Genomic DNA, 22143 nt, shown 5'->3' with positions numbered 1-22143 from the left:
CCGGGCACCGCGGCGGCCGCCCGTACGACGAGGAGCCCTTCCGTGAGCCCTGCCGTGAATCCGGCCCCCGCCCCCGGATCCGCCCCCGGATCCCCACCGCCGGCGGCCGACCGCCGCGAGCGGCTCGACGCCGTCGTCCGCGACGTCGTCGGCCCCGCGGCCGCCGAGATCGACCGCACCGGATCCTTCCCCCGGGCCGGGATCGACGCGCTGGCCGAGGCCGGCGTCCTCGGTGCCCTCAGCTCCACCGAGGTCGGGGGAGGTGGGGGAGGCCTGTCCGAGGCGGCCGAGACCGTGGAACGGCTGGCCGGGGCCTGCTCGTCCACCGCCATGGTGGTGCTGATGCACTTCTCGGCCGTGTCCGTGCTGGAGGCGCACGGTCCGCGACCGGTCCGGGAGGCGATCGCCCGCGGCGAGCACCTCAGCACGCTCGCCTTCTCCGAGGCCGGGTCGCGCAGCCACTTCTGGACCCCGACGAGCACTGCGACCGCCGCCGGCGGCGACGATCGCGTCCGGCTCGACGCCCACAAGAGCTGGATCACCTCCGCCGGGGAGGCGGACAGCTACGTCTGGTCCAGCCGCCCGCTGGCGGTCGGTGGGCCGATGACCCTGTGGTTGGTGCCGTCGGACACCTCCGGGTTGAGCGGTCCCGGCGCCTTCGACGGCGTGGGCCTGCGGGGCAACGGCTCCCGCCCGGTGACGGCCGACGGCGCCGTCGTGCCGCGCTCGGCGATGCTCGGCGGCGACGGCGCGGGCCTGGACCTCGCGCTGTCGGTGGTGCTGCCGACCTTCCTCGTCGGCAGCGCGGCCTTCTCCGTGGGGCTGATGCAGGCGTTGCTCGACGAGGCCGCCGCGCACCTCACCGGGACCCGGCTGGAGCACCTGGGCCGTTCGCAGGCCGAGCAGCCCACCACCCGCGCCCGCTACGCGGAGCTCCTGACCCGCGCGGCCGAGGCGCGGGCGTTCCTCGCCGACACCCTCGCCGCGCTCGAGCTCGGCCGGGCGGACGCGACGCTGCGGCTGTTGCAGGTCAAGGCCGTCGCCGGAGAGGCAGCCGCCGAGGTGGCGGACGGGGTGATGCGACTGTGCGGCGGGGCCGCGTTCCGCAGGGAGCTGGGCGTGGAGCGGCGGTTCCGGGACGCGCTGGCGGCGCGGGTGATGGCCCCGACGACCGAGGCCCTGCGGGACTTCGTCGGGCGCGCCGCGCTCGGCCAGCCGCTGTTCGACGAGGTGGGGGCCCGATGAGCGGCGCGCTGCTGATGGGGGCGGTCGCCTACGACCCCAAGGTCGTCACGATCTGGGCGGGCTTCCGGGACTGGTTGCGCGAGGCGGGCCTGCCCTTCGACTTCGTGCTCTACTCGCACTACGAACGTCAGGTCGAGGACCTGGTCGCGGGCCGCCTCGACGCGGCCTGGAACTCCCCCCTCGCCGCGCTGCGCGCCGAGCGGCTCGCCGCGAGCCGGGGCCGGTCGGTGCGGGCGGTGGTCATGCGGGACACCGACCAGGACCTGACCTCGGTGGTCGTGACCCGGGCCGACTCCGACCTGCGGTCGGTGCAGGACCTGCGGGGCCGCACCGTCGCCGTGGGGGCGGTCGACTCGCCCCAGGCGACGCTGCTGCCCCTGGAACACCTGCGCGCCGCGGGCCTGCAGCCCCACGGTCCGGACCCCGACGTGACCGTCCGGCGCTTCGAGGTCGGGGTCGGCCTGCACGGCGACCACGTCGGCGGGGAGCGCGACGCCGCCCGGGCACTCGCCGCGGGCGAGGTCGCCGCCGCCTGCATGGTCGACGCCAACCACCTGCTGTTCACCCGGGAGGGCACGCTGCCCGCCGGCACCCGGATCCTCGCCCAGACCGAGCCCTACGACCACTGCACCATGACCGTGGCGGACGGGGCGCCCGCCGAGGCGGTCGAGCGGTTCGTCGCGCTGCTGCGGGGCATGTCCTACGAGGACCCGCGCGTCCGACCGCTGCTGGACCTGGAGGGTCTGCGGGTGTGGCGGGAAGGCCGCACCACCGGCTACGGCCTGCTCGCCGAGGCGGTGGACCGGAGCGGGTTCTACGACGCCGAGGGCCGGGTGACGGCGGTCGGGTACGCCCCGTGAACCCTTCCCCGGAACCGGCCCGGCTCGACCTGGAGACGCTCCCGTTCACCTCCGGCGCCCACCTCCTCGTCGACCGCGCGCTGCGGGACCTGGTCCCCGGGGCGCAGCTGCGGGTCGCCGGGTCGGATCCCGCGCTGGGCGTGCACCTGCGCGCCTGGTGCCGGTCCCGGGGGCACGAGTACGCGCCGGACCCGGCGGGCGACCACGTCGTGCGGCGGGGGCGCGCCGACCTGCAGCGCTGGGCCGGGGCGGAGCGGGCGGGGGCACCCGGGCCGGAGGGGCTGGTGCGCCGGCCGCCCGCGCACTGGGGGCTGGCCGCCCGCGGGGCGCTGGTGGAGGCCGGCGGGCCCGACGCGCCGTCGTTCGACCTCGACGACCGCGACGTGGTCTGGGCCGATCTCGCCCCGCGGCTCTACGCCCACGCCGCCGCCGCGCAGTGGGATCCGCAGACCGCGGTCGACTGGTCCGCCGGCACCGCGCTGCCGGCGGAGATCGAGGCCGCCGTGGTGCAGGTGATGACCTACCTGGTGGAGAACGAGCAGGCCGCGCTGGTGATCCCGGCGCGGCTGCTCGCCCGCGTGCACCCGCACTTCCGCGAGGTGCAGCAGCTGCTCGCGGTCCAGGCGGCCGACGAGGCCCGGCACGTCGAGGTCTTCACCCGGCGGGCGCTGCTGCACGGCGGGGAGATGGGGACCTCCTCGGCCGGCGGGCGGGCGTCGCTGACCACGCTGCTGGCCGAGCCGGACTTCTCGCTGGCCTCGTTCCTGCTCTCGGTCCTCGGCGAGGGCAGCTTCCTGGGGCTGCTCGGCTTCCTCGACGAGCACGCCCCGGACCCGGTCACCCGCCGGGTCACCCGGCTGGCCCGGACGGACGAGGCCCGGCACGTCGCCTTCGGGGTCGCCCACCTCGAGCACCAGGCGGAGCGGGACCCGGCGCTGCGGGGCCGGCTGCGGGCGGCGGTCGAGCGGCGCCACGACGCGCTGATCGACACGGCCGGGCTGAACGCCGACGTGTTCGACTCCCTCGTGCTGCTGGCGGCGGGGGAGTGGAGTCCGGCCGCGGTGGCCCGCGGTCACGCCGCCGTGGCGACGCTGCAGGACGCGATGGACGAGGGACGGCGACACCGCCTGGTCCGGCTGGGGTTCCCGGCCGACGAGGCCGCCGAGCTCTCCGCGCTGCACACCCGCAACTTCATGTGAGCCCGGCCGCGGCGGCCCGGACCGACGCGGCCGGGCGGCACGACCGGCGGTGTCGCACCGTGGGGTCGCCGTGCGGTCGGCCGTGGGATCACTGCGGGCGCAGTCCGACGAGGGGCAGCTCGCGGGCGAGGCGCCACCGCTGGGCCGTCGTCCCCCGGTAGGTCCAGCCGACCAGGGCGGAGAGCACCCGGTGGAGCACGGGGGTGAGGATCCGGTTGCGGCGCTCGTAGGCACCGAGCACGACCACCGCCTCGGCCAGGTCGAGGTCGCGGGCCCGGGCCGGGAAGCGGTGGCGCCCGACCGTCACGGCCACGGGGGTCCGCGCGCGCACGTTGCGATACCAGTCCGCGCCGCGCCCGAAACCGGACACCACCACGTACTCGCCGGTCGTGCGGTCGTGGTGCACGACCTCGAGGACGGTGTCGTAGGTCCGGCCGCTGCGGCGCCCGGTGTGGGTCAGCTGCAGGAACCGCTCGCCGAGCAGGCCCCCGAGGCCGTGGGCGTAGAGCCGCCGCGGCAGTCGGAGGAGGATGCGGAGCCAGCGGGGTGATCGGGCGGGCGTCACGCGGCACCTCCGGTCGGGGGGACGAGGCGGTCGTGCGGGCACGGGCGGTCGTGCGGGTGCGGGCCCAGCTACGGGGGGTGCGCCGGTGCGCAGGGTAGGGGGCGGGCCGGGCGGTCGACCTGACGATCGTCTTCCGATCGGCCGGCGGTCCCGGCTCCGGGGGACCTGTCGATCTCCTGACGGATGCCCGGGGGTGACCGTCCGAGGGCCGTCACCCCGTTCTACGACCAGTACCGCAGGCCGGTGCGGTCGGGGGAGATCGCACCGGTGATGACGGCGGCGATCCTGGCGTCGAGGACCGCCGGTTCTCCGAGCACGGCCGCGCCCGCCGGGACCTGGTTCGACGCCATGCGGGAGCTGCACCGGGATCTGCCCGTGGTCGACCTCCCGGACCCGGCCCCGGCGCTGCTGCGCGGCCGCATCGACCGCTGACCGTCCCGCCCCGCCGAACCGTCCCGCCCGCTGATCCGTCCCGCCCGAGGTGGCTCACACCCGGCCGTGCGGCACGACCACCGTCGGGCCGCGGCGGGTCGGGGGGCCGGCCGGTCCCCGCAGCCGGTCGAGCAGATCGCGGCGGCGGAGCAGCGCGCAGATCCGCTCCCGCACCTCGGAGAGGTGGAAGGGGGTGCGGACGATGTCGTCCGCGCCCGCCGCGAGCACCCCGGCCGCGTCCCGGATGTCGTCGCTCGAGCTGAGGACCAGGACCGGGACGGCACTGGCCCGGCGGATCTCCCGGCAGACCGCGACGCCGTCCGCGCCGGGGGTCATCTGGTCGAGGCAGACGAGGTCGACGTCGCCGGCCTCGACGACCGCGAGCCCGGCCGCACCGCTCGGCGCACCGGCGACGGCGAAGCCGAACCGCTCCAGGCCCAGCGCCATGAGTTCGAGGCTGGGCGCGTGGTGGTCGATCACCAGGATCCGCTCGCGCACGGCACTGACTGCCACGGACCGCGGGAGCCGAACCTGACGAACACCTGACGGCCCCAGGACGGGAGACGCGCGCGGTGCCCGCCGGTCGATCGTCAGGTGACCGTCAGGTCGTGCGCATGTACCTCCCCCGGCGCGCGGAGGACTCTCGGGAGCAGGAGACGACCGGCCCCCCGAGGACGACCGGCCCCCGAAGGCAGAGGAGACACCATGGCCCCCGCGACGAGGCTCCCCGTCCACCCCGGCGGCCCGGGCGGGACCCGCACCGACCTCCGGCACGACATCCGGCTGCGGAGCGCGCTCGTCCTGCTCGTGGGCGCCTGGCTGGCGGTGAGTCCCCTCGTGCTGCCGTTCGGCGGGCCCGCCGGGACGTGGAGCCAGGTCGGCGTGGGGACGGCGCTCGTGGTGCTGGCCGCGGTGCGCGTGGCCCGGCCCGTCCGGACCGCGCCGCTGGGGCTGCTCAACGGCGCCCTCGGGGTGTGGGTCGTGGTGTCGGTGTTCGCGCTGCACCTGCAGACGGTGTCCGCCCCCGCGTGGACCAGCAACTTCTTCCTCGGCACGCTGGTGGTCCTGCTGGCCGTCAGCGGGGCGGTGGCGTGTTCCTTCGCCGCCGCCGCGGCGCCGTTGCGGGTCCGGCTCGCCCGCCACGTCCACCGCTGACCACCACTGATCGTCCGCTGATCCGGGCGGGCGGTCACTCTCCGGTGGAGCCGATGGTGACCGTCGGGGACACGGTGTCCGTGCCCCGGGCCACGGTCATCGGGACCTGCTGCCCCGGGTCGGTGCGGCGCAGCCCGCCCAGCAGGTCCTCGACGGTGTCCACCGGCTGCCCGGCGAACCCCGTGATCACGTCGCCCGCGCGCACGCCGGCCGCGGCGGCCGGTCCCTGCGGGTCGACGGCCAGTACCAGCGCCCCCTGCGGCGCCGGGACGCCGAGCGCCTGCCGGATGTCGTCGGTCAGCCGTCCCAGCGACACCCCGAGGTACGGGTGCGTCGCGAAGCCCTTCTCCAGGAGCTGGTCGGCCACGGAGGTCGCCGTCGCGGCGGGGATCGCGAAGCCGAGGGACACCGCCCCGGTCTGCGGCGGCAGGTAGGCCTCGTTGATCCCGATCACCTGCCCCGAGGCGTCGATCAGGGCGCCGCCGGAGTTGCCCGGCGAGATCGCGGCGTCGACCTGGATGAGGTCGACGAGCGCGCGACCCTGGGTCGCCGAGCCGGGCACCTGGCGCCCCACCGCCGAGACGATGCCGAAGGTGACCGTGTTCTCGAGACCGAGCGGGCTGCCGATGGCGAGCACCGCGTCCCCGGGCCGGGGCAGCTCGGGCCGGTAGGTCGGCACGGGCAGGTCACCGCGGTCGGAGCGGATCACGGCGAGGTCGGTGCTGCGGTCCGTGGCGATCAACGTGCCGGTCGTGGAGGTGCCGTCGGCGAAGTCGATCCCCACCTCGGCGCCGTTGGTGAGGTCGGCGACCACGTGCTGGTTGGTGAGGACGACGTCGGGCCGGTACACGACACCGCTGCCCAGTCCGGAGCCCACCCGCACCGTGACCACCGACGGCTCGAGCCGGGCGACGACGTCCGCCAGACCGGTCGCGAGCGGCCGGCTCGGCGCGGAGGGCGCGGCCGTCGTCGCCGGTGGCGCGGTGGCGGTGCAGGCGCCGAGGGCGAGGACGGCCGCGAGCACGGCCGGCAGGGCGACACGGACACGGCTCGCGCGGGACGGCATACCCGCCCTGTTCCCGGCCGGTGCGCCGGACAGCCGTCCGGTTCCTGACGGTTTCCTGACGATCCCGGGCCCGCCCGCGGCTCACCGGCCGGGCGCGTGCACCCGGCCGTAGGCCCGGAGCACGTCGCGGTGGTCGAGCCAGCCCACGAGCCGGTCGTCGGCGAGGACGGGCAGACCGGTGGTCTCGTGGTCGGCGAGTGCCCGCAGCGCGTGCTGCAACGAGTCGCCGCCGCGCAGCGCCGGGAGCGCCGTGGCCCGGGCGCCCGCGGTGTCGCCGTCCCGGTCCCCGGGATCGAGCTCGGCGGTGACGACGGCGCCGCGGTACCGGCCGTCCGGGTCGTTGACCGGCAGCGCTCCGTACCGTGCGGTGCCGAGCAGGGGCACCAGGTCGTCGACCGCCGTCCCGGCCGCCACCGTCTCGGGAGCCCGGCGCATCGCCTCGCTCACCGTGAGGGTACGCAGCGCGGCGTCCGCGGTGCGGTCCGCGTCGATGTCGACCCCCCGGCGCAACAGCTTGAGGGTGTAGATCGTGTCGCGGGAGATGAGGTGGCTCAGCCCGGTGGCGAGGGCGACGGCGGCCAGCAACGGCAGGATGATCGCGTACTGGCCGGTGAGCTCGAAGACGATCAGTGCGGCCGCGATGGGCGCGTGGGACGCGGCGGCGAAGACCGCGGCCATGCCGACGAGGCCGAACGCGCCGGGGGACAGGTCCAGCCCCGGGAAGGCGGCCTGGGCGGCGATGCCGAAGGCGGTCCCGAGCATTCCCCCGACGAACAGCGCCGGCGCGAACACCCCGCCCGAACCGCCGATGCCGATCGTGAGGCTGGTCGCCACCATCTTCCCGACGAGCAGCAGGAGCAGGAACCCGACGGCGTAGCGGCCGGAGATGCCGGCCTCGAGGACCGGGTAGCCGACGCCGTACATCTGCGGCAGCGCGAGCAGCACCCCGCCCAGCAGTACCCCGCCGACCGCCGGGCGCAGCCATTCGGGGCCGCGCCAGACGTGGTCGCACAGGTCCTCGATCAGGTAGAGCACGCGGGCGAAGCCCCAGCCGACCACCCCGGCGACCAGGCCCAGCACCCCGTAGAACGGGAACTCCGCGGCGGAGCCGAGCGAGTACGCGGGCAGCTGCAGGATGTGGTCGTTGCCGACGAGCACCCGCGCCACCACGTTCGCGGTGACCGAGGAGATCACCACGATGCCGAAGGCCTCCGCGGTGAACGCACGCAGGATGATCTCGAGGGCGAAGAACACCCCGGCGATGGGAGCGTTGAAGGTCGCGGAGATCCCGCCGGCCGCACCGCAGGCCACCATGAGCCGCAGCCGGTGGTCCGGCACCCGCAGCCACTGCCCGATCGACGAACCGAGGGCGGAGCCGATCTGCACGATCGGCCCCTCGCGGCCGACCGACCCACCGGTGCCGATGCACAGCGCCGAGGCGAGCGACTTGACCGCGGCGACCCGGGCCGGGATCCGGCCGCCGTTGCGGGCGACCGCGACCATCACCTCGGGGACGCCGTGGCCCCGGGCCTCCGGCGCGAAGCGGTACACCAGCGGTCCGTAGAGCAGGCCGCCGACGACCGGGGCGAGGAGCAGGAACCAGGGCCCGAGGGCGGGCAGGTGCAGGCTCGCGACGCGACCGGCGTCGCTGTAGTCGTCGCGGCCGGTGACGAGGTTCGTGATCCCGAGGATCAGGTACCGGAACACCACGGCACCGAGCCCGGCCCCGGCCCCGATGATCAGGGCCAGACCGACGAGCCCGGACTGGCTGCCGACCAGCCAGCCGTGGAGCCGGCGCGCGCCGGTCGCGGGCAGGGTGACGACGGCGCTCACGGCAGCACCGCCCACTCCGGCTCCGGCACCTCGCCGGCGGCCTGCGCGAAGGCGTGCAAGGCCCCCGCCGTCGCGGTCCGGTCGGCCTCCGGCATCGACCCGAGCAGCCCGCCCAGCTCCGCACGGCGGCGCCGCGTCACCTCGTCCACCAGCGCGCGGCCGCGGCCGCTGAGCGCCACCCGCACCGCGCGCCGGTCCTCCGCGGCGCGGTCGCGCTCGACGAGGCCCTTGGCGACCAGGCGATCGCACATCCGCGTCGCCGTCGACGGGGTGACGGCGAGCGTGTGGGCCAGGTCCGCCGGCCGCTGGGCGCCGCGCTGGCCGAGCACGATGAGCGCCCGGTACTGGGGGAGGGTCACGTCCTCGTCGACCGCGGCCAGCGACCGGGCCACGACGGCCAGCAGGGCGCGGCTCGCGGTCATCACCGCGTCGACCAGGTCTTCGATGGGGGCGTGCGCCTCAGATCGTTGCACTCAGACATTATTGCACTAGGCAATTCACCCGCCGCAGCGTGCCGGGGTGAGGGTTTGCGGCCGACCGGCAGTGGTCCGCGGGCCGTCCGCGGCCCACGATGGTCTCCCGCACCCGAAGGAGCCGGCCGTGATCCTCGTGACGGACGTCCACACCCACTACGTCCCCCGCGGCTGGCCCGCGCTGCCGGGGACCGGCGCCCGTCCCGCGCTGCGGGTCGACGGCCCGGCGACGGCCACGATCATGCTCGGCGAGCGGCCGTTCCGGACCGTGACCGACGCGGCGTGGAACGCGGAGGTCCGGCTGGCGCACATGGACGCGCACGGCGTCGACCGGCAGGTGCTCGCACCGACCCCGGTCCTCTTCGCCTACGACCAGCCGGGCGACGCGGCCGCCCGCACCGCCGCCCTCTTCAACGACCTCGCGCTGGAGATCGCGGCGGGTGCGCCCGGCCGGCTGCTGCCGTTCTGCCAGGTCCCGCTGCAGGACACCGACGCCGCCTGCCGGGAGCTGGACCGGGCCGTCGCGGCCGGCCACCTCGGCGTCGAGATCGGCAACCACGTCGGCGACCGCGACCTCGACGACGCCGGGATCGTGACCTTCCTGCAGCACGCGGCCGCCCTCGGGGTCCCCGTGTTCGTGCACCCGTGGGACGTGCCACGGACGCCGCGGACCGGCCGGTGGATGGCGCAGTGGCTGGCCGGGATGCCGGCCGAGACCCACCTGTCGCTGCTGGCGATGGTGCTGGGCGGGGTGTTCGACCGGATCGGGCCCGAGCTGCGGATCTGCTTCGCCCACGGCGGCGGGTCGTTCCCGTTCTGGGTGGGCCGCATGGACAACGCCTGGCGCGAGCGGCACGACCTCGTCGGCACCTCGGCGAAGCCGCCCTCCGGCTATCTGGACCGGTTCCGCGTCGACTCGGTGGTGTTCGACGAGCGCGCGCTGCGCCTGCTCGTCGACACCGTCGGCGTCGAGCGGGTGCTGCTGGGCACGGACTACCCGTACCCGCTGGGGGAGCGGGCGCCGGGGTCGCTGATCCGCGGGGCGTCGTTCCTCCGTGACGACGAGCGTGCGCTCCTGCTGGGCGGGAACGCCGCCGCGTTCCTCGGGCTGCCGGCCGCCGTCCCCGACCCGGTCGTCGGCGAGGTGACGACGTGAGCGCCGTCGTGGCACCGGTCGGGGAGGACCACGCCCGTCACCTCGACGCGGCCGACCCGCTCCCCGCGCGGCGCGCCGAGTTCCACGTCCCGCCCGCCGCGGCCGGGCCCCACCCGGAGGCGGCCTACCTGGCCGGCAACTCGCTGGGCCTGCAGCCCCGGGCCGTGCGCGCGGTTCTGGAGGAGGAGCTGGCCGACTGGGCGCGGCTCGGGGTGGAGGGGCATCTCGAGGCCCGGCGGCCCTGGATGCCCTACCACGAGTTCCTGCGCGACCCGGCGGCGCGGCTCGTCGGGGGCCTGCCGGCCGAGACGGTCGTGATGAACTCGCTGACGGTGAACCTGCACCTGATGATGATCAGCTTCTACCGGCCGACGCCGGCGCGGTACGCGATCCTCATCGAGGACGGTGCGTTCCCCTCGGACTCCTACGCGGTGGCGAGCCAGGCCCGGCTGCACGGTCTCGACCCGGCCGAGGCGGTCGTCCGGCTGCGCCCGCGCCCGGGGGAGGACGACCTGCGCACCGAGGACGTGCAGGGGTTCCTGCGCGCCGAGGGGGACCGGGTCGCGCTGGTGCTGTTCGGCGGGGTCGACTACCTGACGGGCGGGCTGGCGGACATTCCCGCGATCACCGCGGCCGGCCGGGCCGCCGGGGCGGTGGTCGGCTGGGACCTGGCGCACGCGGCCGGCAACGTCCCGCTGCGGCTGCACGACTGGGGGGTCGACTGGGCGGCCTGGTGCCACTACAAGTACGTCAACGCGGGGCCGGGGGCGGTCGCCGGGTGCTTCGTGCACGAACGCCACCTCGCCGATCGTGGCCTGCCCAGACTGCAGGGGTGGTGGAGCACCGATCCCGCGACGCGGTTCGCGATGGGCCCGGAGGTCGACCCGGTCGACACCGCGGACTCGTGGCAGCTGTCCAACCCGCCGATCCTGGCCCTGGCGCCCGTGCTGGCCTCGCTGCGGATCTTCGACGACGTCGGCATGGAGGCGTTGCGGGCGAAGAGCCTCCGGCTCACCGGCTACCTCGCCGGGCTGCTCGACGCCCTGCTCGAGGGGCTGCCGGCCCGCGTCGTCACCCCGGCCGACCCCGCCCGCCGCGGGGCCCAGCTGTCGGTGCGGATCGCCGGTCCGCCCGCCGGCGAGGTGTGCCGCCGGCTGCGCCACGAGCACGGGGTGATCGCCGACGCGCGGCAGCCCGACGTCGTCCGGCTCGCGCCCGCGCCGCTGTACTGCACCCACCATGACGCCTGGCGCGCCGCGACCGCGCTCGCGGCCGTCCTCGGGGGGCCCCGGCGTGGGTGAGGTGACGTGGGACGGCGAGCCGGTCGGCCGGGTCGCGGTCGTCGGCGCGGGGCCGGCGGGCTGCCTGCTCGCCGCCTTCCTCGGCCGCCGCGGCGTGGCCGTCGACCTCTACGAGCGGCGGCCCGATCCCCGCGCGGGCGGTGCCGAGCGGGGCCGCTCGATCAACCTGGCGATCTCCGCCCGCGGCCTCGACGCGCTGGGCCGGGTCGGGCTCGCCGAGCAGGTGCTGGCCGAGGCACTGCCGATGCGCGGCCGGGCCCTGCACCCGGTGTCCGGCGGGCCGGGCTACCAGCCGTACTCCGCGGACGGCACGCGGGCGATCCACTCGATCAGCCGCGCCCGACTCAACCACGCCCTGCTCGACCGCGCCGAGGCGACCCCGGGCGTCGCCCTGCACTTCGCGCACCGGCTCGAGACGGTGGACCCGGCCACCGGCCTGCTGACCTTCGCCGGCCGGGGCGAGCGCCGGGCCGGGGTGGTCGTCGGGGCCGACGGCGCGTACTCCGCGGTGCGCCGGGCGGTCCAGTTCGCCGAGGGGTTCGACTTCGCCCAGGAGTTCCTGCCGCACGGCTACAAGGAGCTGACGATCCCGGCGACCGCGGCCGGGGACTTCGCGCTGGACCCCGGCGCCCTGCACATCTGGCCGCGCGGCTCGTCGATGATGATCGCGCTGCCGAACACCGACCGGTCGTTCACCTGCACGCTGTTCTGGCCCAGGGAGGGGCCCGGCGGGTTCGCCGGGCTGGACACCCCGGAGAGGGTCACGGCCTACTTCGCCGCCCACTATCCCGACGCCGTGCCGCTGCTGCCCGACCTGGTCGACGACTTCCTGCACAACCCCGTCGGGTCGCTGCTCACCGTGCGCTGCTCGCCGTGGGTGCGCGGGCGGGTCGCCCTGCTCGGCGACGCCGCACACGCGATCGTCCCCTTCTTCGGGCAGGGCGCGAACTGCGCGTTCGAGGACTGCGTCGAGCTCGACCGCTGCCTCGACGACGCCGGCGGCGACCTGGCCCGCGCGCTCGACCTGTACCAGCGACGGCGCAAGGCGAACACCGACGCCATCGCCGCCATGGCACTGGAGAACTTCGTGGAGATGAGCGAGAAGGTCGCCTCACCGGCCTTCCGGTGGGCGACCCGCGCCCGGCACGCGCTGGAGCGCCTCGTGCCCGGCTACGTCTCCCGCTACGAGCTCGTCTCCTTCACCACCATCCCGTACGCCGAGATCGACGGCCGGGTCCGCCGGCAGGACCGGATGGTCGGCGCCGCCGCACTCGCCCTCGCCGGCGGCACCGCCCTCCTCGGCCGGTGGGTCAGGTCGCGATCCACCCCGTCCCGTCCCCCGCGCACCCGGGGCGGGTAGAGCTCACCCTCGCCGCTTCCGCGGCGTCGTGCCTCCGGCCCCGCGCCCGCCCCGATCACGCTCGACGCCGGTGCACCGACAGGCTGCGGCCCGCTCCCGGCCGGCCGCCGCGCGAGCGGCGGTACGGTCGGGCCATGCTCGCGCGGGCGTGGGGAATGGGCCGGTCACTGGCGATGTACCACGGCATCCCCGGCCGGCACCGGCAGCTGGTCCGGTTCTACTCGCAGTTCCTCACGCCGGGCGACCTCGCGCTCGACGTCGGCGCGCACGTCGGCAGCCGGGTCCGCGCGTGGCGGCGGATCGGCGCCCGGGTGGTCGCCGTCGAGCCGCAGCCGGACTGCGTGCGGGTGCTGCGGCTGTTCTTCGGCCGCGATCCGGAGGTGACGATCCTGCCCGGCGCGGTCGGGGCCGAGGCCGGGCGGGCGCGGATCGGCGTGTCCTCCCGCACGCCGACGGTGTCGTCGATGTCGCCGGAGTGGATCCGCACCGTCTCCGCCGATTCGGGGTTCTCCTGGGTGCGGTGGGACCACGAGGTCGAGGTCGACGTCGTGACGCTCGACGACCTCGTGGACACCTACGGCGTCCCGGCCTTCTGCAAGATCGACGTCGAGGGCTTCGAGGTCGAGGTGCTGCGCGGCCTGGGTACACCGCTGCGCGCGCTGTCCTTCGAGTACCTGCCGCCGGCGCACGACGCCGCGCTCGCCGCGCTCGACCTCGTGGAGGGCCTCGGCGCGTACACCTACAACTACTCGCCCGTCGAGACCCTGCGCTTCGCGAGCGCGCGCTGGCTCGACGCCGACGGGCTGGTGCAGCTGTTGGAGCGGGTCCGCCCGCTGGGCCGCTCCGGCGACGTCTACGCCCGGCTCGCCGCGTCCGGGTAGCCGGCGCCTCCTCGCCGGGTGTGGTGCCTCGCCGGAGGTGAGCGGGCCCGGGGCCCCCGCTCCGCGGGGCGCGGTCAGCGCACGACCGTGACCCGGTCGAGCACCTCCAGCAGGTGTTCGTAGGGCTGGCCGACGGCGCGGGTCATGCCGAGCTCGCAGGTCCGGTTGCAGGAGGCGTAGGCGTCGAACGACCGGCCGGCGAGCTCGGCGGCCTGGGGTGCCGTGGCGGCGGCGGTCAGCTCCGGGTGGAGCAGGCCGCGGTCCCCTGCGAAGCCGCAGCAGCCCCAGGTGGCCGGGACGGTGACCGAGCGGGCGACGGCCGTGGCGACCGTGCGCAGCGGGCCGTCGAGTCCCATCCGGACCGCCGAACAGGTGGGGTGCAGGGCGAGCGAGCCGAGCGGGGTGATCGTCAGCCGGTGGAGCAGCTGCTCCGCGGTGAAGGCGACGGCGTCGACCACCCGGATCGCGGAGTACCGCTCGTCCCCGGCATCGGCGACCAGACCGCGGAGGCCCTCGGTGCACGAGGAGGCGTCGCCGACGACCGGGATCTCGCCGGCTCGGGTGGCCTCCCACAGGGCCGGCAGCACCCGGCGGGCCATCTCGGCGTACCCGTCGGTGAGGCCCTTCGACTTCCACGGCGTGCCGCAACACAGGGAGGCCACCCCGGCGGGCCGGGTGAGGACGACCCCGGCCCGGGCGCAGAGCCGCTCGAACGCGGCGCCGGCGCCGTGCTCCCCGGAACGTCCCCCGCCCGCCGGGCCGAACATGGAGCCGGTGCAGGAGGCGAACAGCACCGCGTCGGCGTGCGGGCGGGCCGTGTCGGAACGCGGCCGGCCGCCGCGGGGCAGCTCGGGGGACCAGGCGGGCAGGACCTCCGGGTCGATCACCCGCCGCCCGAGCGCGGTGGCGCCCGCGGTGAGCCGGTCCGGGAGGGCGTCGGCGGCGGTCAGGGCGGTGGCCGCGGCGCGGGTCGTGCCCGCCCAGTGCTTCGCCGCGACGGCCCAGCCGCGTTGCGCGAGCGGGCCCGCCTGCTCGGCGCGCAGCCGTTTCACGAGGTCCCCCGTGTTGATCAGGACCGGACAGGCGGTCTGGCACATCCCGTCCGCGGCACAGGTGTCGAGGCCGTCGTAGGAGTAGTCGCGCTCGAGCTCGGCCAGCACCGCGGTGTCGCCGGCCTCCCGGGCCCGTTGCATCTCCCGGCGCAGCACGATGCGCTGCCGCGGGGTGGTCGTCAGGTCCCGGCTCGGGCACACGGGCTCGCAGAACCCGCACTCCACGCAGCGGTCGACCTCCTCCTCGACGGGCGGGGCGCTCTTGAGGTGGCGCAGGTGGCCCTCCGGGTCCTCGTCGATCAGCACCCCGGGGTTTAGCACGCCGCGCGGATCGCACAGCCGCTTGATCTCGCGCATGATCTCGTAGAGCTCGTCGCCGTACTGGCGGCGGACGAACGGGGCCATCATCCGGCCGGTGCCGTGCTCGGCCTTGAGCGAGCCGCCGTGGCCGAGGACCAGGTCCACCATGTCGTCGGTGAACCGGGCGAACCGGTCGAGCGGGACGTCGCCACCGAGCCGCTCGGTGAGCATGAAGTGGATGTTGCCGTCCTTCGCGTGCCCGAAGGTCACGGCGTGGTCGTAGCCGTGCTTGTCGAACAGCCGGCTCAGCGACTCGCAGGTCGGCAGCAGCGCCGGTACGGGCACGACCACGTCCTCGAGCAGGGCGGTCGTGCCGGTCGGGCGGGCACCGGCGACCGTGGCGTAGAGGCCCTTGCGGATGTGCCACAGGGCGGCCCGCGGGGCCGGGTCGGCGGCCAGTGTCCGGGGGCCGATGACGGGCAGGGTGCCCAGCACGCCGGTGGCGGCCCCGGCCAGCTCGTCGGCCTCCCGCGGGGTAGCGGCCTGGTACTCCACGAGCAGGGCGGCGTGCCGGTCGACGTCCAGCGACCGCAGCGTCACGTCCGCCCGCGGGTCGGTCTGCCCGACCCGCAGCGAGGTCGCGTCGAGCAGCTCGACGGTGGTCGCCCCGGTGCCGACGATCTCCGGGAGCGCGCCGGTCGCGCCGGCGAGATCGGCGAAGACCAGCAGCCCGGTCCGGGCGTGCGGGAGCAGCGGCACGGTGCGCAGCACGATCGACGCGATGAACGCCAGCGTGCCCTCGCTGCCCACCACGAGGTGGGCCAGGACGTCGGCCGGGCGGGTGTGGTCGAGCAGCGAGTTCAGCCCGTAGCCCATGGTGTTCTTCATCGCGAACTGCTGCTCGACGCGGGCGCGCAGGGCCGGGTCCGCCCGGACCCGGTCGCGCAGCCGGGCCAGCCCGGCGTGCAGCTCGGGTTCGAGGGCACGCAGCCGGTCGTCGGCGTCGGGGGCGGCGGTGTCGAGCACGGTGCCCGAGGGCAGGACCAGCACGAGCGAGTCGAGGGTGGCGTAGCTGTTGGCCGTGGTGCCGCACGCCATCCCGCTGGAGTTGTTCGCCACCACCCCGCCGAGGGTGCAGGCGGACTCGCTGGCCGGGTCGGGACCGATCTTGCGGCCGTGGGGGGCGAGCCGGGCGTTGACCTGGCGGACCGTCGCCCCCGGACCGCTGCGCACCCGGGCGCCGTCGTCGAGCACCTCGATGCCGCGGAAGTGCCGGCGGGTGTCGACGAGGACCCCCTCGGTACCGGCCTGCCCGGACAGGCTCGTGCCGCCCGAGCGGAAGGTCAGCGGGACGCCGGACAGCGCGGCGTCGGCGAACAGCGAGCCGACGGCGGCGGCGTCGGCGGGCACCGCGACGGCCTGCGGGACCAGTGCGAAGTGCGAGGCGTCACGGGACCAGGCGAGCCGGTCGACGAGCCGGGTCCGTAGGTCGGTGGTGGTGGGCACCGGCACCTGCCCCTCGGGTTCGATGATGGGATCGGGTCGAACGGTAGCGCGGCGGGAGGGCGCCGAGCCCGTCGCGGCACGGTCCGTGTGGCGCGGGTAGAACTCCCGGCGTGACGACCCGCGCCGCGCCGAGCTCGATCCTGCTGTGGAACGCGGAGGAGCTGCACGACCCACCCGCGGCGCCCTGTTGTCTCCGCTCGACCCGGGCCGGGTCCCGCGCGGCGGTCTACCGGACGGGGCCGGGCGGGGGCGTCGTCGCGGTCGTCGAGTTCACGTCCGACGCCGAGCCGCGTCCGGAGGGCGGCTGGTACGCCACCGGGACCGTGCGCCCCCTCGCCCGGCCGCTGCCCCGCGCGGAGCTGCTCGCCGACGACGTGCTCGCCCCCGTGTTCCGCCATCTCCGGGGCCGGCGGGGGCTCCCGGAGGCCGCGGCGCAGCGCCTCCTCGCATGTGCCGGGGCCACGCCGTAGCGGAGCACACGGGCGTGCGGACCCGGCGGGCCCCGAGCCGGGGGAGGACCTCCTCGGCGCCAGGACCGCGATCGCCCCGGGCGCCGTGCCGCGCCGCGTCAGCGGCGGGACAGGCGCCGGCGGTTGGCGGTGACCGTGCGGTGGACCGGCGTGAGCCCCTCGGCATGGGCTCACTCCCCGACGGCCGCTGCCTGCTCCCGGGCACGCAGGTCCTTGCGGAGGATCTTCCCCGAGGCGGACTTCGGGATCGCGTCGACGAACTCGACCACGCGGACCTTCTTGTACGGGGCGAGCCGCTCGGCCACGTGCGCCATGACGTCGTCGGCGGTCAGCGTGACCCCCTGCTGCCGCACGACGAAGGCCTTCGGCACCTCCTCGCCCTCGGCGTCGAGCACCCCGATCACGGCGGCGTCGGCGATCCCGGTGTGGGTGAGGAGCACGGCCTCGAGCTCGGCGGGCGGCACCTGGTAGCCCTTGTACTTGATCAACTCCTTGACCCGGTCGACGATCCGGAAGAAGCCGTTCTCGTCGACGGTCGCGACGTCCCCGGTGTGCAGGAAGCCGTCCGCGTCGAGGGTGGCGGAGGTCGCCTCCGGGTTGTTGAGGTAGCCGGACATGACGTTCGGCCCGCGCACCCACAGCTCCCCGCGCTCGCCGGCGCCGACCTCGCGGCCGGTCTGCGGGTCGACGAGCTTGCTCTCGACGTTCGGGATCGCGTACCCCACGCCGTTCAGGTCGTCGTCGGGGTGCCGCTCGTCCATCGAGTGGCTGACGGGGGACAGCTCGGTCATGCCGTAGCCCTGGAGGACGACGCACCCGAGCCGCCGGGCCACCGCGTGCCCGAGCTCGGCGTCGAGCGGTGCGGCGCCGGAGAAGACGACGTCCACACAGGACAGGTCGTGCTCGTCGACCAGCGGGTGCTTGGCCAGGCCGACCGCGATCGGCGGGGCGATGTAGAGCCGGGTGAGCCGGTACTCCGCGACGACGCGCAGGAACTCCGCCATGTCGAAGCGCGGCATCGTGACGACGGTGGCCCGGCGGTGCAGCCCGTGGTTCATCATCACCGTCATGCCGTAGATGTGGAAGAACGGCAGGACGGCGAGGATCCGGGTCGTCTCGTCCGTGTTCCCCAGCGGCGTGAACTGCAGCAGGTTCGCCACCAGGTTGCGGTGGGTGAGGATCACGCCCTTCGCGAGCCCGGTGGTGCCGGACGAGTAGGGCAGCACGGCCGTGTCCGTGGGCCCGACCTCCAGGGCCGGTGGCTCCGCGGTGCACGCCAGCAGGTCCCCGAGCGAGGTGTGCCCGTCCGTCGGGTCCAGGGTGACGACGGCGTCGGCGGCCAGCCCGGCCTGCGCGGCCGCCGCGGTCGCCCGGTCCAGGAACGGGGAGACGGTGATCAGCATCCGGGCGCCGGAGTCCGTGAGCTGATGGGCGAGCTCGGCCGGGGCATAGAGGGAGTTGGCGCTGGTCACGATGCCGCCTGCCCGCAGGACGCCCTGGAACACCGCCACCCAGGCCGGCGAGTTCGTCGCGAACAGGGCCACGACGTCGCCCTGGCGGAGGCCGCGCTGGTGCAGCGCCGCGACGATGCGGGTGACCATGCCCGCGAGCTCGTCGAAGGTGACCGACGAGCCGGTCGCGCCGTCGATGAACGCGGGGGCGTCGGCCCGGTCGCCGAAGCCGGCGCCGAAGAGGAACTCGGGAAGCGAGACCTCGGGGATCTCCACGTCGGGGTACGGGCTGCGGATGATCACGCCGCCCCCCGGTCGCGGCGGATGCTCTGGAGCTCGTCCATGATCGCTGCTCTCCTCGTCGAGTGCGGATCGTGCGGGGGTCGGGGGGTCGGGATGCGGGGCGCACCGTGCAGCAGGACGAGCAACCGGTCGCGACCGGCCGTCGTCGGTCCCGCCGCGCTCCGCGTCGCCCACCCGGATGCCGGGCCGTTCGTCCCCCATCCCTCGATCCTGCCCGAGGACCGGCCCCCGGCGCGCGCTCGGTCGCCGGCCTGGCCCGCCCGGGATCACGGCGGACCCGGCGGTGGCGGCCCGGGTGGGGCCGCGCACGGGTGGACGGGGATGCTGGAGCTGCGCAGCGGTCGCCGAACCGTGGTGCCGAGCACGGGCAGCCCGGGCCCGGGAGCCGTGCGACCGGGCCGCGGAACCACCGATGTGCCGGGATCGATGGGCCCCCGACCGGGCGCCCGATCACCGATGATGGTGTGATCTGCTGGTTCCGCGGACCGCGACGGACCGCGACACTGCACAGGACGGTGCAGACGAAACAGCACCCGAACTGTGCACGGAACTACACACGGATCTGCACGCGAACACAGAAGAGGAGTGACAGGTGGCCGACGGCACGACCGAGCTGCCGAAGTCGATCCAAGGGGAGCAGCAGGAGGAGTCGGGGTTCGTCCGGGCCTCGGACGAGGACGTCGACCTGTACGTCGACCGGGTCTCGGACGAGGTACTGGCGTGCCGTGAGCGGGGTAGGCACCTGTTCCCGACGATCCGGCAGGCGGGGATCCACTTCACCGAGGTGGACGACGAGGGGTTGTTCGTCCGCCGCCTGACCTGCACGTGCTGCCTGCTCGCCGTGAAGGTGGAGAGGTGGGAGGGCGTGCGGCAGCGAGGTCGGACGCGGTTCCACCGCGTCGCCTCGAACCTCGAGTACCGGACCGGTCCCGACGGGCAGAGCTACCTCGCCGAGACCGGTCGCGGCCGGATGACGCCGCGGCAGATCGGCGACTCGGTGGCCTCGAAGGCGCTCTCGGGGCAGTCCCTCGCCGCACTGCGCAAGGCCGCGAACCAGGCCGCGCGGGAGGCCGCGAAGGAGTCCGGCGGCTCCTCGCGGCGCACGCGCGCGAGCCGGACCACGCACGAGGCGGGCTGATCGATGGGTATCAGGGAGATCCGGTACTGCGATCTCACGGGCTCGGAGCACGACGTGGAGTCGCACGAGCTCAACATCGACCAGATGCGGGTGCAGATCGACCTCGCGGGGCCGGAGTACCGCAAGCTGCTGCAGCTGCTGCAGCCCTACATCGACGCGGGCCGGGTGGACGCCTCGATCCCGGACCTGCGGTCGAGCGCGAGGCGGGCCGGGCACGCCCCGGTCAGCACGAGCACCGGGCTCACCGCCGAGGAGCGCGAGCAGCTTCGGGAGTGGGCGGAGGAGAAGGGGATCGAGGTCCCCTCGAACAACCGGTTCAAGCGGTCCCTGGTCGAGCAGTGGCGCGAGGAGACCAAGGCGGGGTGACCTGCCGGGGGGCTCCGGAGAACGGGCGCGGAGGTGTCCGGGGACCCCTGGTCCCCGGACACCGCCGCGACGACGTCGGGTGATCAGGCGCGGGCGGCGGGGACCGGGGTTCCCGCCGACGCACCCAGGTCGATCCTGGCGGTCTCGCGGAGGGCCAGGATGCAGGCGATCGTCAGCACGCAGCCGGCCGCGATGATGACGGAGACCGTGGTCGTGCCGGCGCCCCCGGCCAGGACCGAGGCGAAGACGACCGGCCCGATGCCCGCGCCGATCCCGGCGATCTGGTAACCGAGCGAGGCCCCGGTGTAGCGGGCGCGGGTGGAGAACAGCTCGGTGTAGAGCGCGGCGAGCGGGCCGTACATGCACGCGTGCACCACGCCCTGCCCGACGACGACGGCGACCGCGAGCAGGAAGGTCGAGCCGCTGTCGATCAGGGGGAACAGCAGGAACGCCCAGACCGTCATGGCGGCGGCTCCGGCGAGGACCAGCGGGCGGCGCCCGAAGCGGTCCGACAGCGCGGAGAAGCCGATGATGCCGACGATCGCCGCGACCGAGGACACGGTGAGCGCGTTGAGCACGGTCTGCCGCGGGAATCCGGCCTGGACGGCGTAGGAGATCACGAACGTGGTCAGCGCGCCCTGGGCGACGAAGGCGCCGAAGCCGACGCCGATCGACAGGAGCAGGTTGCGCGGGTGGTTGCGCAGCACCTCGAACAACGGCGGCGACGCGGGCTTCTCCCGGGCGGCCTCGGCGAACACCGGCGTCTCCGCGACCCGGGCCCGCACGAACAGGCCGACGGCGAGCAGCACGAGGCTGAGCAGGAACGGGATCCGCCAGCCCCAGGCGAGGAAGGCCTGCTCCCCGGTGGCCCCGGCCGACACCGCCAGCACCAGGGTGGACAGCACCATTCCGCTCGGTGCGCCGGCGTTGGTGAAGCTCGCCCACAGCCCGCGCCGCGACGTGGCGTGCTCGGCGGACATCAGCACCGCGCCGCCCCACTCGCCGCCGACCGCCACGCCCTGCACGACGCGCAGCAGCACCAGCAGCACGGGTGCCCAGGCCCCGACCTGGGCGGAGGTGGGCAGCAGACCGATGAGCGTGCTGCCCACACCCATCAGCGTCATGCTCAGCACGAGCATCCGCTTGCGGCCGATCCGGTCGCCGAAGTGCCCGAACAGGACGCCGCCCAGCGGCCGGGCGAAGTAGCCGGTGGCGAGCGTGCCGAAGCTGGCGACCGTGCCGACGAGCGGGTCGAGGTTCGCGAAGAAGACCTTGTTGAGCACGACGGCCGAGGCCGTGGCGTAGAGCAGGAAGTCGTAGTACTCGATCACGCTGCCGAGGTAGCTCGACAGCACGGCTCGGCGCAGGTTGCTGCGCCGGTCCGGGTGCGGGTGCGTCATTGCGGTGCCCTGTCTGCTGGTGAGAGCGGTGGCCGGCCCGGCGACGTCCGGACCTCGATGGCAGCGATAGTAAGGAGCTTGATACGCGAGGTCAACGGCTGACCCGTCTCAGGTTTCCGAATATCCTCCAGGCATGACACGGTTCGCGGCCCGTCCGGCCGGCCGGCGCGGACAGCGCCTGACCTACCTGGTGAAACGCCTCGAGATGGCCGAGCGCGCGCGGATGGAGGAGGTGCTGCGGCCGCTCGGGGTGACGCTGCACCAGTACACGGCGCTGAGCATCCTCGAGGTCCGCGAGGGGCTGTCGTCGGCGCAGCTGGCGCGCCGGCACGTCGTCACGCCCCAGGCGATGCACCAGCTGATCGCGACGATGGAGCGGGACCGGCTCATCGAGCGCCGCCCCGACGAGGCGAACCGCCGGATCCTGCGTGCGTGGCTGACCGAGCACGGCGTGCAGGTGCTGAAGCAGTGTCACCGGGCCGTCGACGACGTCGAGGAGCGGATGCTCTCCACGCTCACTCCCGAGGAGGCCGTGGCGTTCGGGAGCGCGCTGGAGCGGTGCCTGGAGTCGCTGACACTGCCGTCGGACGGTGATGTGGTCCCGACCGCTTGACGCGGTATCAAGGCCCTT

At 75.1% G+C, this 22143-nt stretch carries 21 protein-coding genes; 13 read left to right on the top strand and 8 right to left on the bottom strand.

Translation table 11 applies throughout. The features are described from left to right. Window positions 1–42 precede the first annotated feature (42 nt). Genes ACL02T_RS27345 through ACL02T_RS27335 form a run of 3 tightly spaced genes read left to right on the top strand, consistent with a single transcriptional unit; the run spans window position 43 to window position 3304 of the window. Window positions 43–1245: an acyl-CoA dehydrogenase family protein gene (locus tag ACL02T_RS27345; RefSeq protein ID WP_412833653.1), complete on the top strand. Its 1203-nt coding sequence runs from the start codon at window positions 43–45 to the stop codon at window positions 1243–1245. Next, entirely contained in the window at window positions 1242–2105 is an 864-nt protein-coding gene (locus ACL02T_RS27340) for a phosphate/phosphite/phosphonate ABC transporter substrate-binding protein (protein ID WP_412833652.1), read from the top strand. Before ACL02T_RS27345 ends, ACL02T_RS27340 begins: the two co-directional genes overlap by 4 nt. Beyond that, window positions 2102–3304: a ferritin-like domain-containing protein gene (locus ACL02T_RS27335; protein WP_412833651.1), complete on the top strand. Its 1203-nt coding sequence runs from the start codon at window positions 2102–2104 to the stop codon at window positions 3302–3304. The genes ACL02T_RS27340 and ACL02T_RS27335 overlap by 4 nt, the downstream gene beginning before the upstream one ends. Before the next feature lie 88 nt (window positions 3305–3392). Here the strand turns inward: ACL02T_RS27335 and ACL02T_RS27330 are convergent, their stop codons facing one another. Continuing rightward, on the bottom strand, window positions 3393–3869 hold the full coding sequence (locus ACL02T_RS27330) for a nitroreductase family deazaflavin-dependent oxidoreductase (RefSeq protein ID WP_412833650.1): 477 nt from the start codon (window positions 3867–3869) through the stop codon (window positions 3393–3395). Window positions 3870–4052: 183 nt separating this feature from the next. Between ACL02T_RS27330 and ACL02T_RS27325 the strand changes: the two genes are divergently transcribed. Next, entirely contained in the window at window positions 4053–4301 is a 249-nt protein-coding gene (locus ACL02T_RS27325) for a hypothetical protein (protein ID WP_412833649.1), read from the top strand. A gap of 54 nt (window positions 4302–4355) precedes the next feature. Here ACL02T_RS27325 and ACL02T_RS27320 read toward each other — a convergent pair whose 3' ends face one another. Beyond that, on the bottom strand, window positions 4356–4814 hold the full coding sequence (locus tag ACL02T_RS27320) for a response regulator transcription factor (RefSeq protein ID WP_412833648.1): 459 nt from the start codon (window positions 4812–4814) through the stop codon (window positions 4356–4358). A gap of 192 nt (window positions 4815–5006) precedes the next feature. Here ACL02T_RS27320 and ACL02T_RS27315 point away from each other — a divergent pair, with 192 nt between their 5' ends. Then, complete coding sequence (locus tag ACL02T_RS27315; protein WP_412833647.1) at window positions 5007–5456, top strand: SPW repeat domain-containing protein; 450 nt, start codon at window positions 5007–5009, stop codon at window positions 5454–5456. 34 nt (window positions 5457–5490) lie between these two features. On the opposite strand, the gene ACL02T_RS27310 is transcribed toward ACL02T_RS27315, so the two are convergent. The 3 genes from ACL02T_RS27310 to ACL02T_RS27300 form a co-directional block, all read right to left on the bottom strand. Next, window positions 5491–6522 (bottom strand): S1C family serine protease, encoded by a 1032-nt coding sequence (locus tag ACL02T_RS27310; protein ID WP_412833646.1) that lies wholly within the window; start codon window positions 6520–6522, stop codon window positions 5491–5493. Between the two features lie 81 nt (window positions 6523–6603). Continuing rightward, window positions 6604–8355, bottom strand: a complete 1752-nt coding sequence (locus ACL02T_RS27305) for a chloride channel protein (RefSeq protein WP_412833645.1) — start codon at window positions 8353–8355, stop codon at window positions 6604–6606. Then, entirely contained in the window at window positions 8352–8828 is a 477-nt protein-coding gene (locus ACL02T_RS27300) for a MarR family winged helix-turn-helix transcriptional regulator (protein ID WP_412833644.1), read from the bottom strand. Before ACL02T_RS27300 ends, ACL02T_RS27305 begins: the two co-directional genes overlap by 4 nt. Before the next feature lie 127 nt (window positions 8829–8955). Between ACL02T_RS27300 and ACL02T_RS27295 the strand changes: the two genes are divergently transcribed. The 4 genes from ACL02T_RS27295 to ACL02T_RS27280 all read left to right on the top strand — a co-directional run bounded on the left by ACL02T_RS27295 (window position 8956) and on the right by ACL02T_RS27280 (window position 13526). Further along, on the top strand, window positions 8956–9984 hold the full coding sequence (locus ACL02T_RS27295; protein ID WP_412833643.1) for an amidohydrolase family protein: 1029 nt from the start codon (window positions 8956–8958) through the stop codon (window positions 9982–9984). Beyond that, window positions 9981–11285, top strand: a complete 1305-nt coding sequence (gene kynU / locus ACL02T_RS27290; protein ID WP_412833642.1) for a kynureninase — start codon at window positions 9981–9983, stop codon at window positions 11283–11285. The genes ACL02T_RS27295 and kynU overlap by 4 nt, the downstream gene beginning before the upstream one ends. After that, window positions 11278–12645: an FAD-dependent oxidoreductase gene (locus ACL02T_RS27285; protein WP_412833641.1), complete on the top strand. Its 1368-nt coding sequence runs from the start codon at window positions 11278–11280 to the stop codon at window positions 12643–12645. The genes kynU and ACL02T_RS27285 overlap by 8 nt, the downstream gene beginning before the upstream one ends. A 134-nt stretch (window positions 12646–12779) precedes the next feature. After that, a complete protein-coding gene (locus tag ACL02T_RS27280; protein WP_412833640.1) occupies window positions 12780–13526 on the top strand; it encodes an FkbM family methyltransferase in 747 nt (248 codons plus the stop codon). Window positions 13527–13600: 74 nt separating this feature from the next. Here the strand turns inward: ACL02T_RS27280 and ACL02T_RS27275 are convergent, their stop codons facing one another. Beyond that, complete coding sequence (locus ACL02T_RS27275) at window positions 13601–16384, bottom strand: FAD-binding and (Fe-S)-binding domain-containing protein (RefSeq protein WP_412833639.1); 2784 nt, start codon at window positions 16382–16384, stop codon at window positions 13601–13603. Between the two features lie 110 nt (window positions 16385–16494). Here ACL02T_RS27275 and ACL02T_RS27270 point away from each other — a divergent pair, with 110 nt between their 5' ends. Next, on the top strand, window positions 16495–16854 hold the full coding sequence (locus ACL02T_RS27270) for a hypothetical protein (protein WP_412833638.1): 360 nt from the start codon (window positions 16495–16497) through the stop codon (window positions 16852–16854). Window positions 16855–17024: 170 nt separating this feature from the next. Here the strand turns inward: ACL02T_RS27270 and ACL02T_RS27265 are convergent, their stop codons facing one another. Next, window positions 17025–18608, bottom strand: coding sequence for an AMP-binding protein (locus ACL02T_RS27265; RefSeq protein WP_412833637.1), 1584 nt, complete (start codon window positions 18606–18608; stop codon window positions 17025–17027). A gap of 592 nt (window positions 18609–19200) precedes the next feature. Between ACL02T_RS27265 and ACL02T_RS27260 the strand changes: the two genes are divergently transcribed. Both ACL02T_RS27260 and ACL02T_RS27255 read left to right on the top strand, forming a co-directional pair. After that, window positions 19201–19746 carry a hypothetical protein gene (locus ACL02T_RS27260; protein ID WP_412833636.1) on the top strand — a complete coding sequence of 182 codons (546 nt, stop codon included), beginning with the start codon at window positions 19201–19203 and terminating at the stop codon, window positions 19744–19746. A 3-nt stretch (window positions 19747–19749) separates the two neighbouring features. Next, window positions 19750–20112, top strand: a complete 363-nt coding sequence (locus tag ACL02T_RS27255; RefSeq protein WP_412833635.1) for an Lsr2 dimerization domain-containing protein — start codon at window positions 19750–19752, stop codon at window positions 20110–20112. 83 nt (window positions 20113–20195) lie between these two features. Here ACL02T_RS27255 and ACL02T_RS27250 read toward each other — a convergent pair whose 3' ends face one another. After that, on the bottom strand, window positions 20196–21512 hold the full coding sequence (locus ACL02T_RS27250) for an MFS transporter (protein WP_412833634.1): 1317 nt from the start codon (window positions 21510–21512) through the stop codon (window positions 20196–20198). Between the two features lie 133 nt (window positions 21513–21645). Between ACL02T_RS27250 and ACL02T_RS27245 the strand changes: the two genes are divergently transcribed. Further along, window positions 21646–22125, top strand: a complete 480-nt coding sequence (locus ACL02T_RS27245) for a MarR family winged helix-turn-helix transcriptional regulator (protein ID WP_412833633.1) — start codon at window positions 21646–21648, stop codon at window positions 22123–22125. The last annotated feature ends 18 nt before the right edge of the window (window positions 22126–22143 follow it).

The sequence above is a fragment of the Pseudonocardia oceanicola genome, assembly GCF_047200735.1.
Lineage (GTDB): Bacteria > Actinomycetota > Actinomycetes > Mycobacteriales > Pseudonocardiaceae > Pseudonocardia.
Note: the sequence above shows the minus strand (reverse complement) of the source record. Positions and strands in the feature narration are given on the sequence as shown.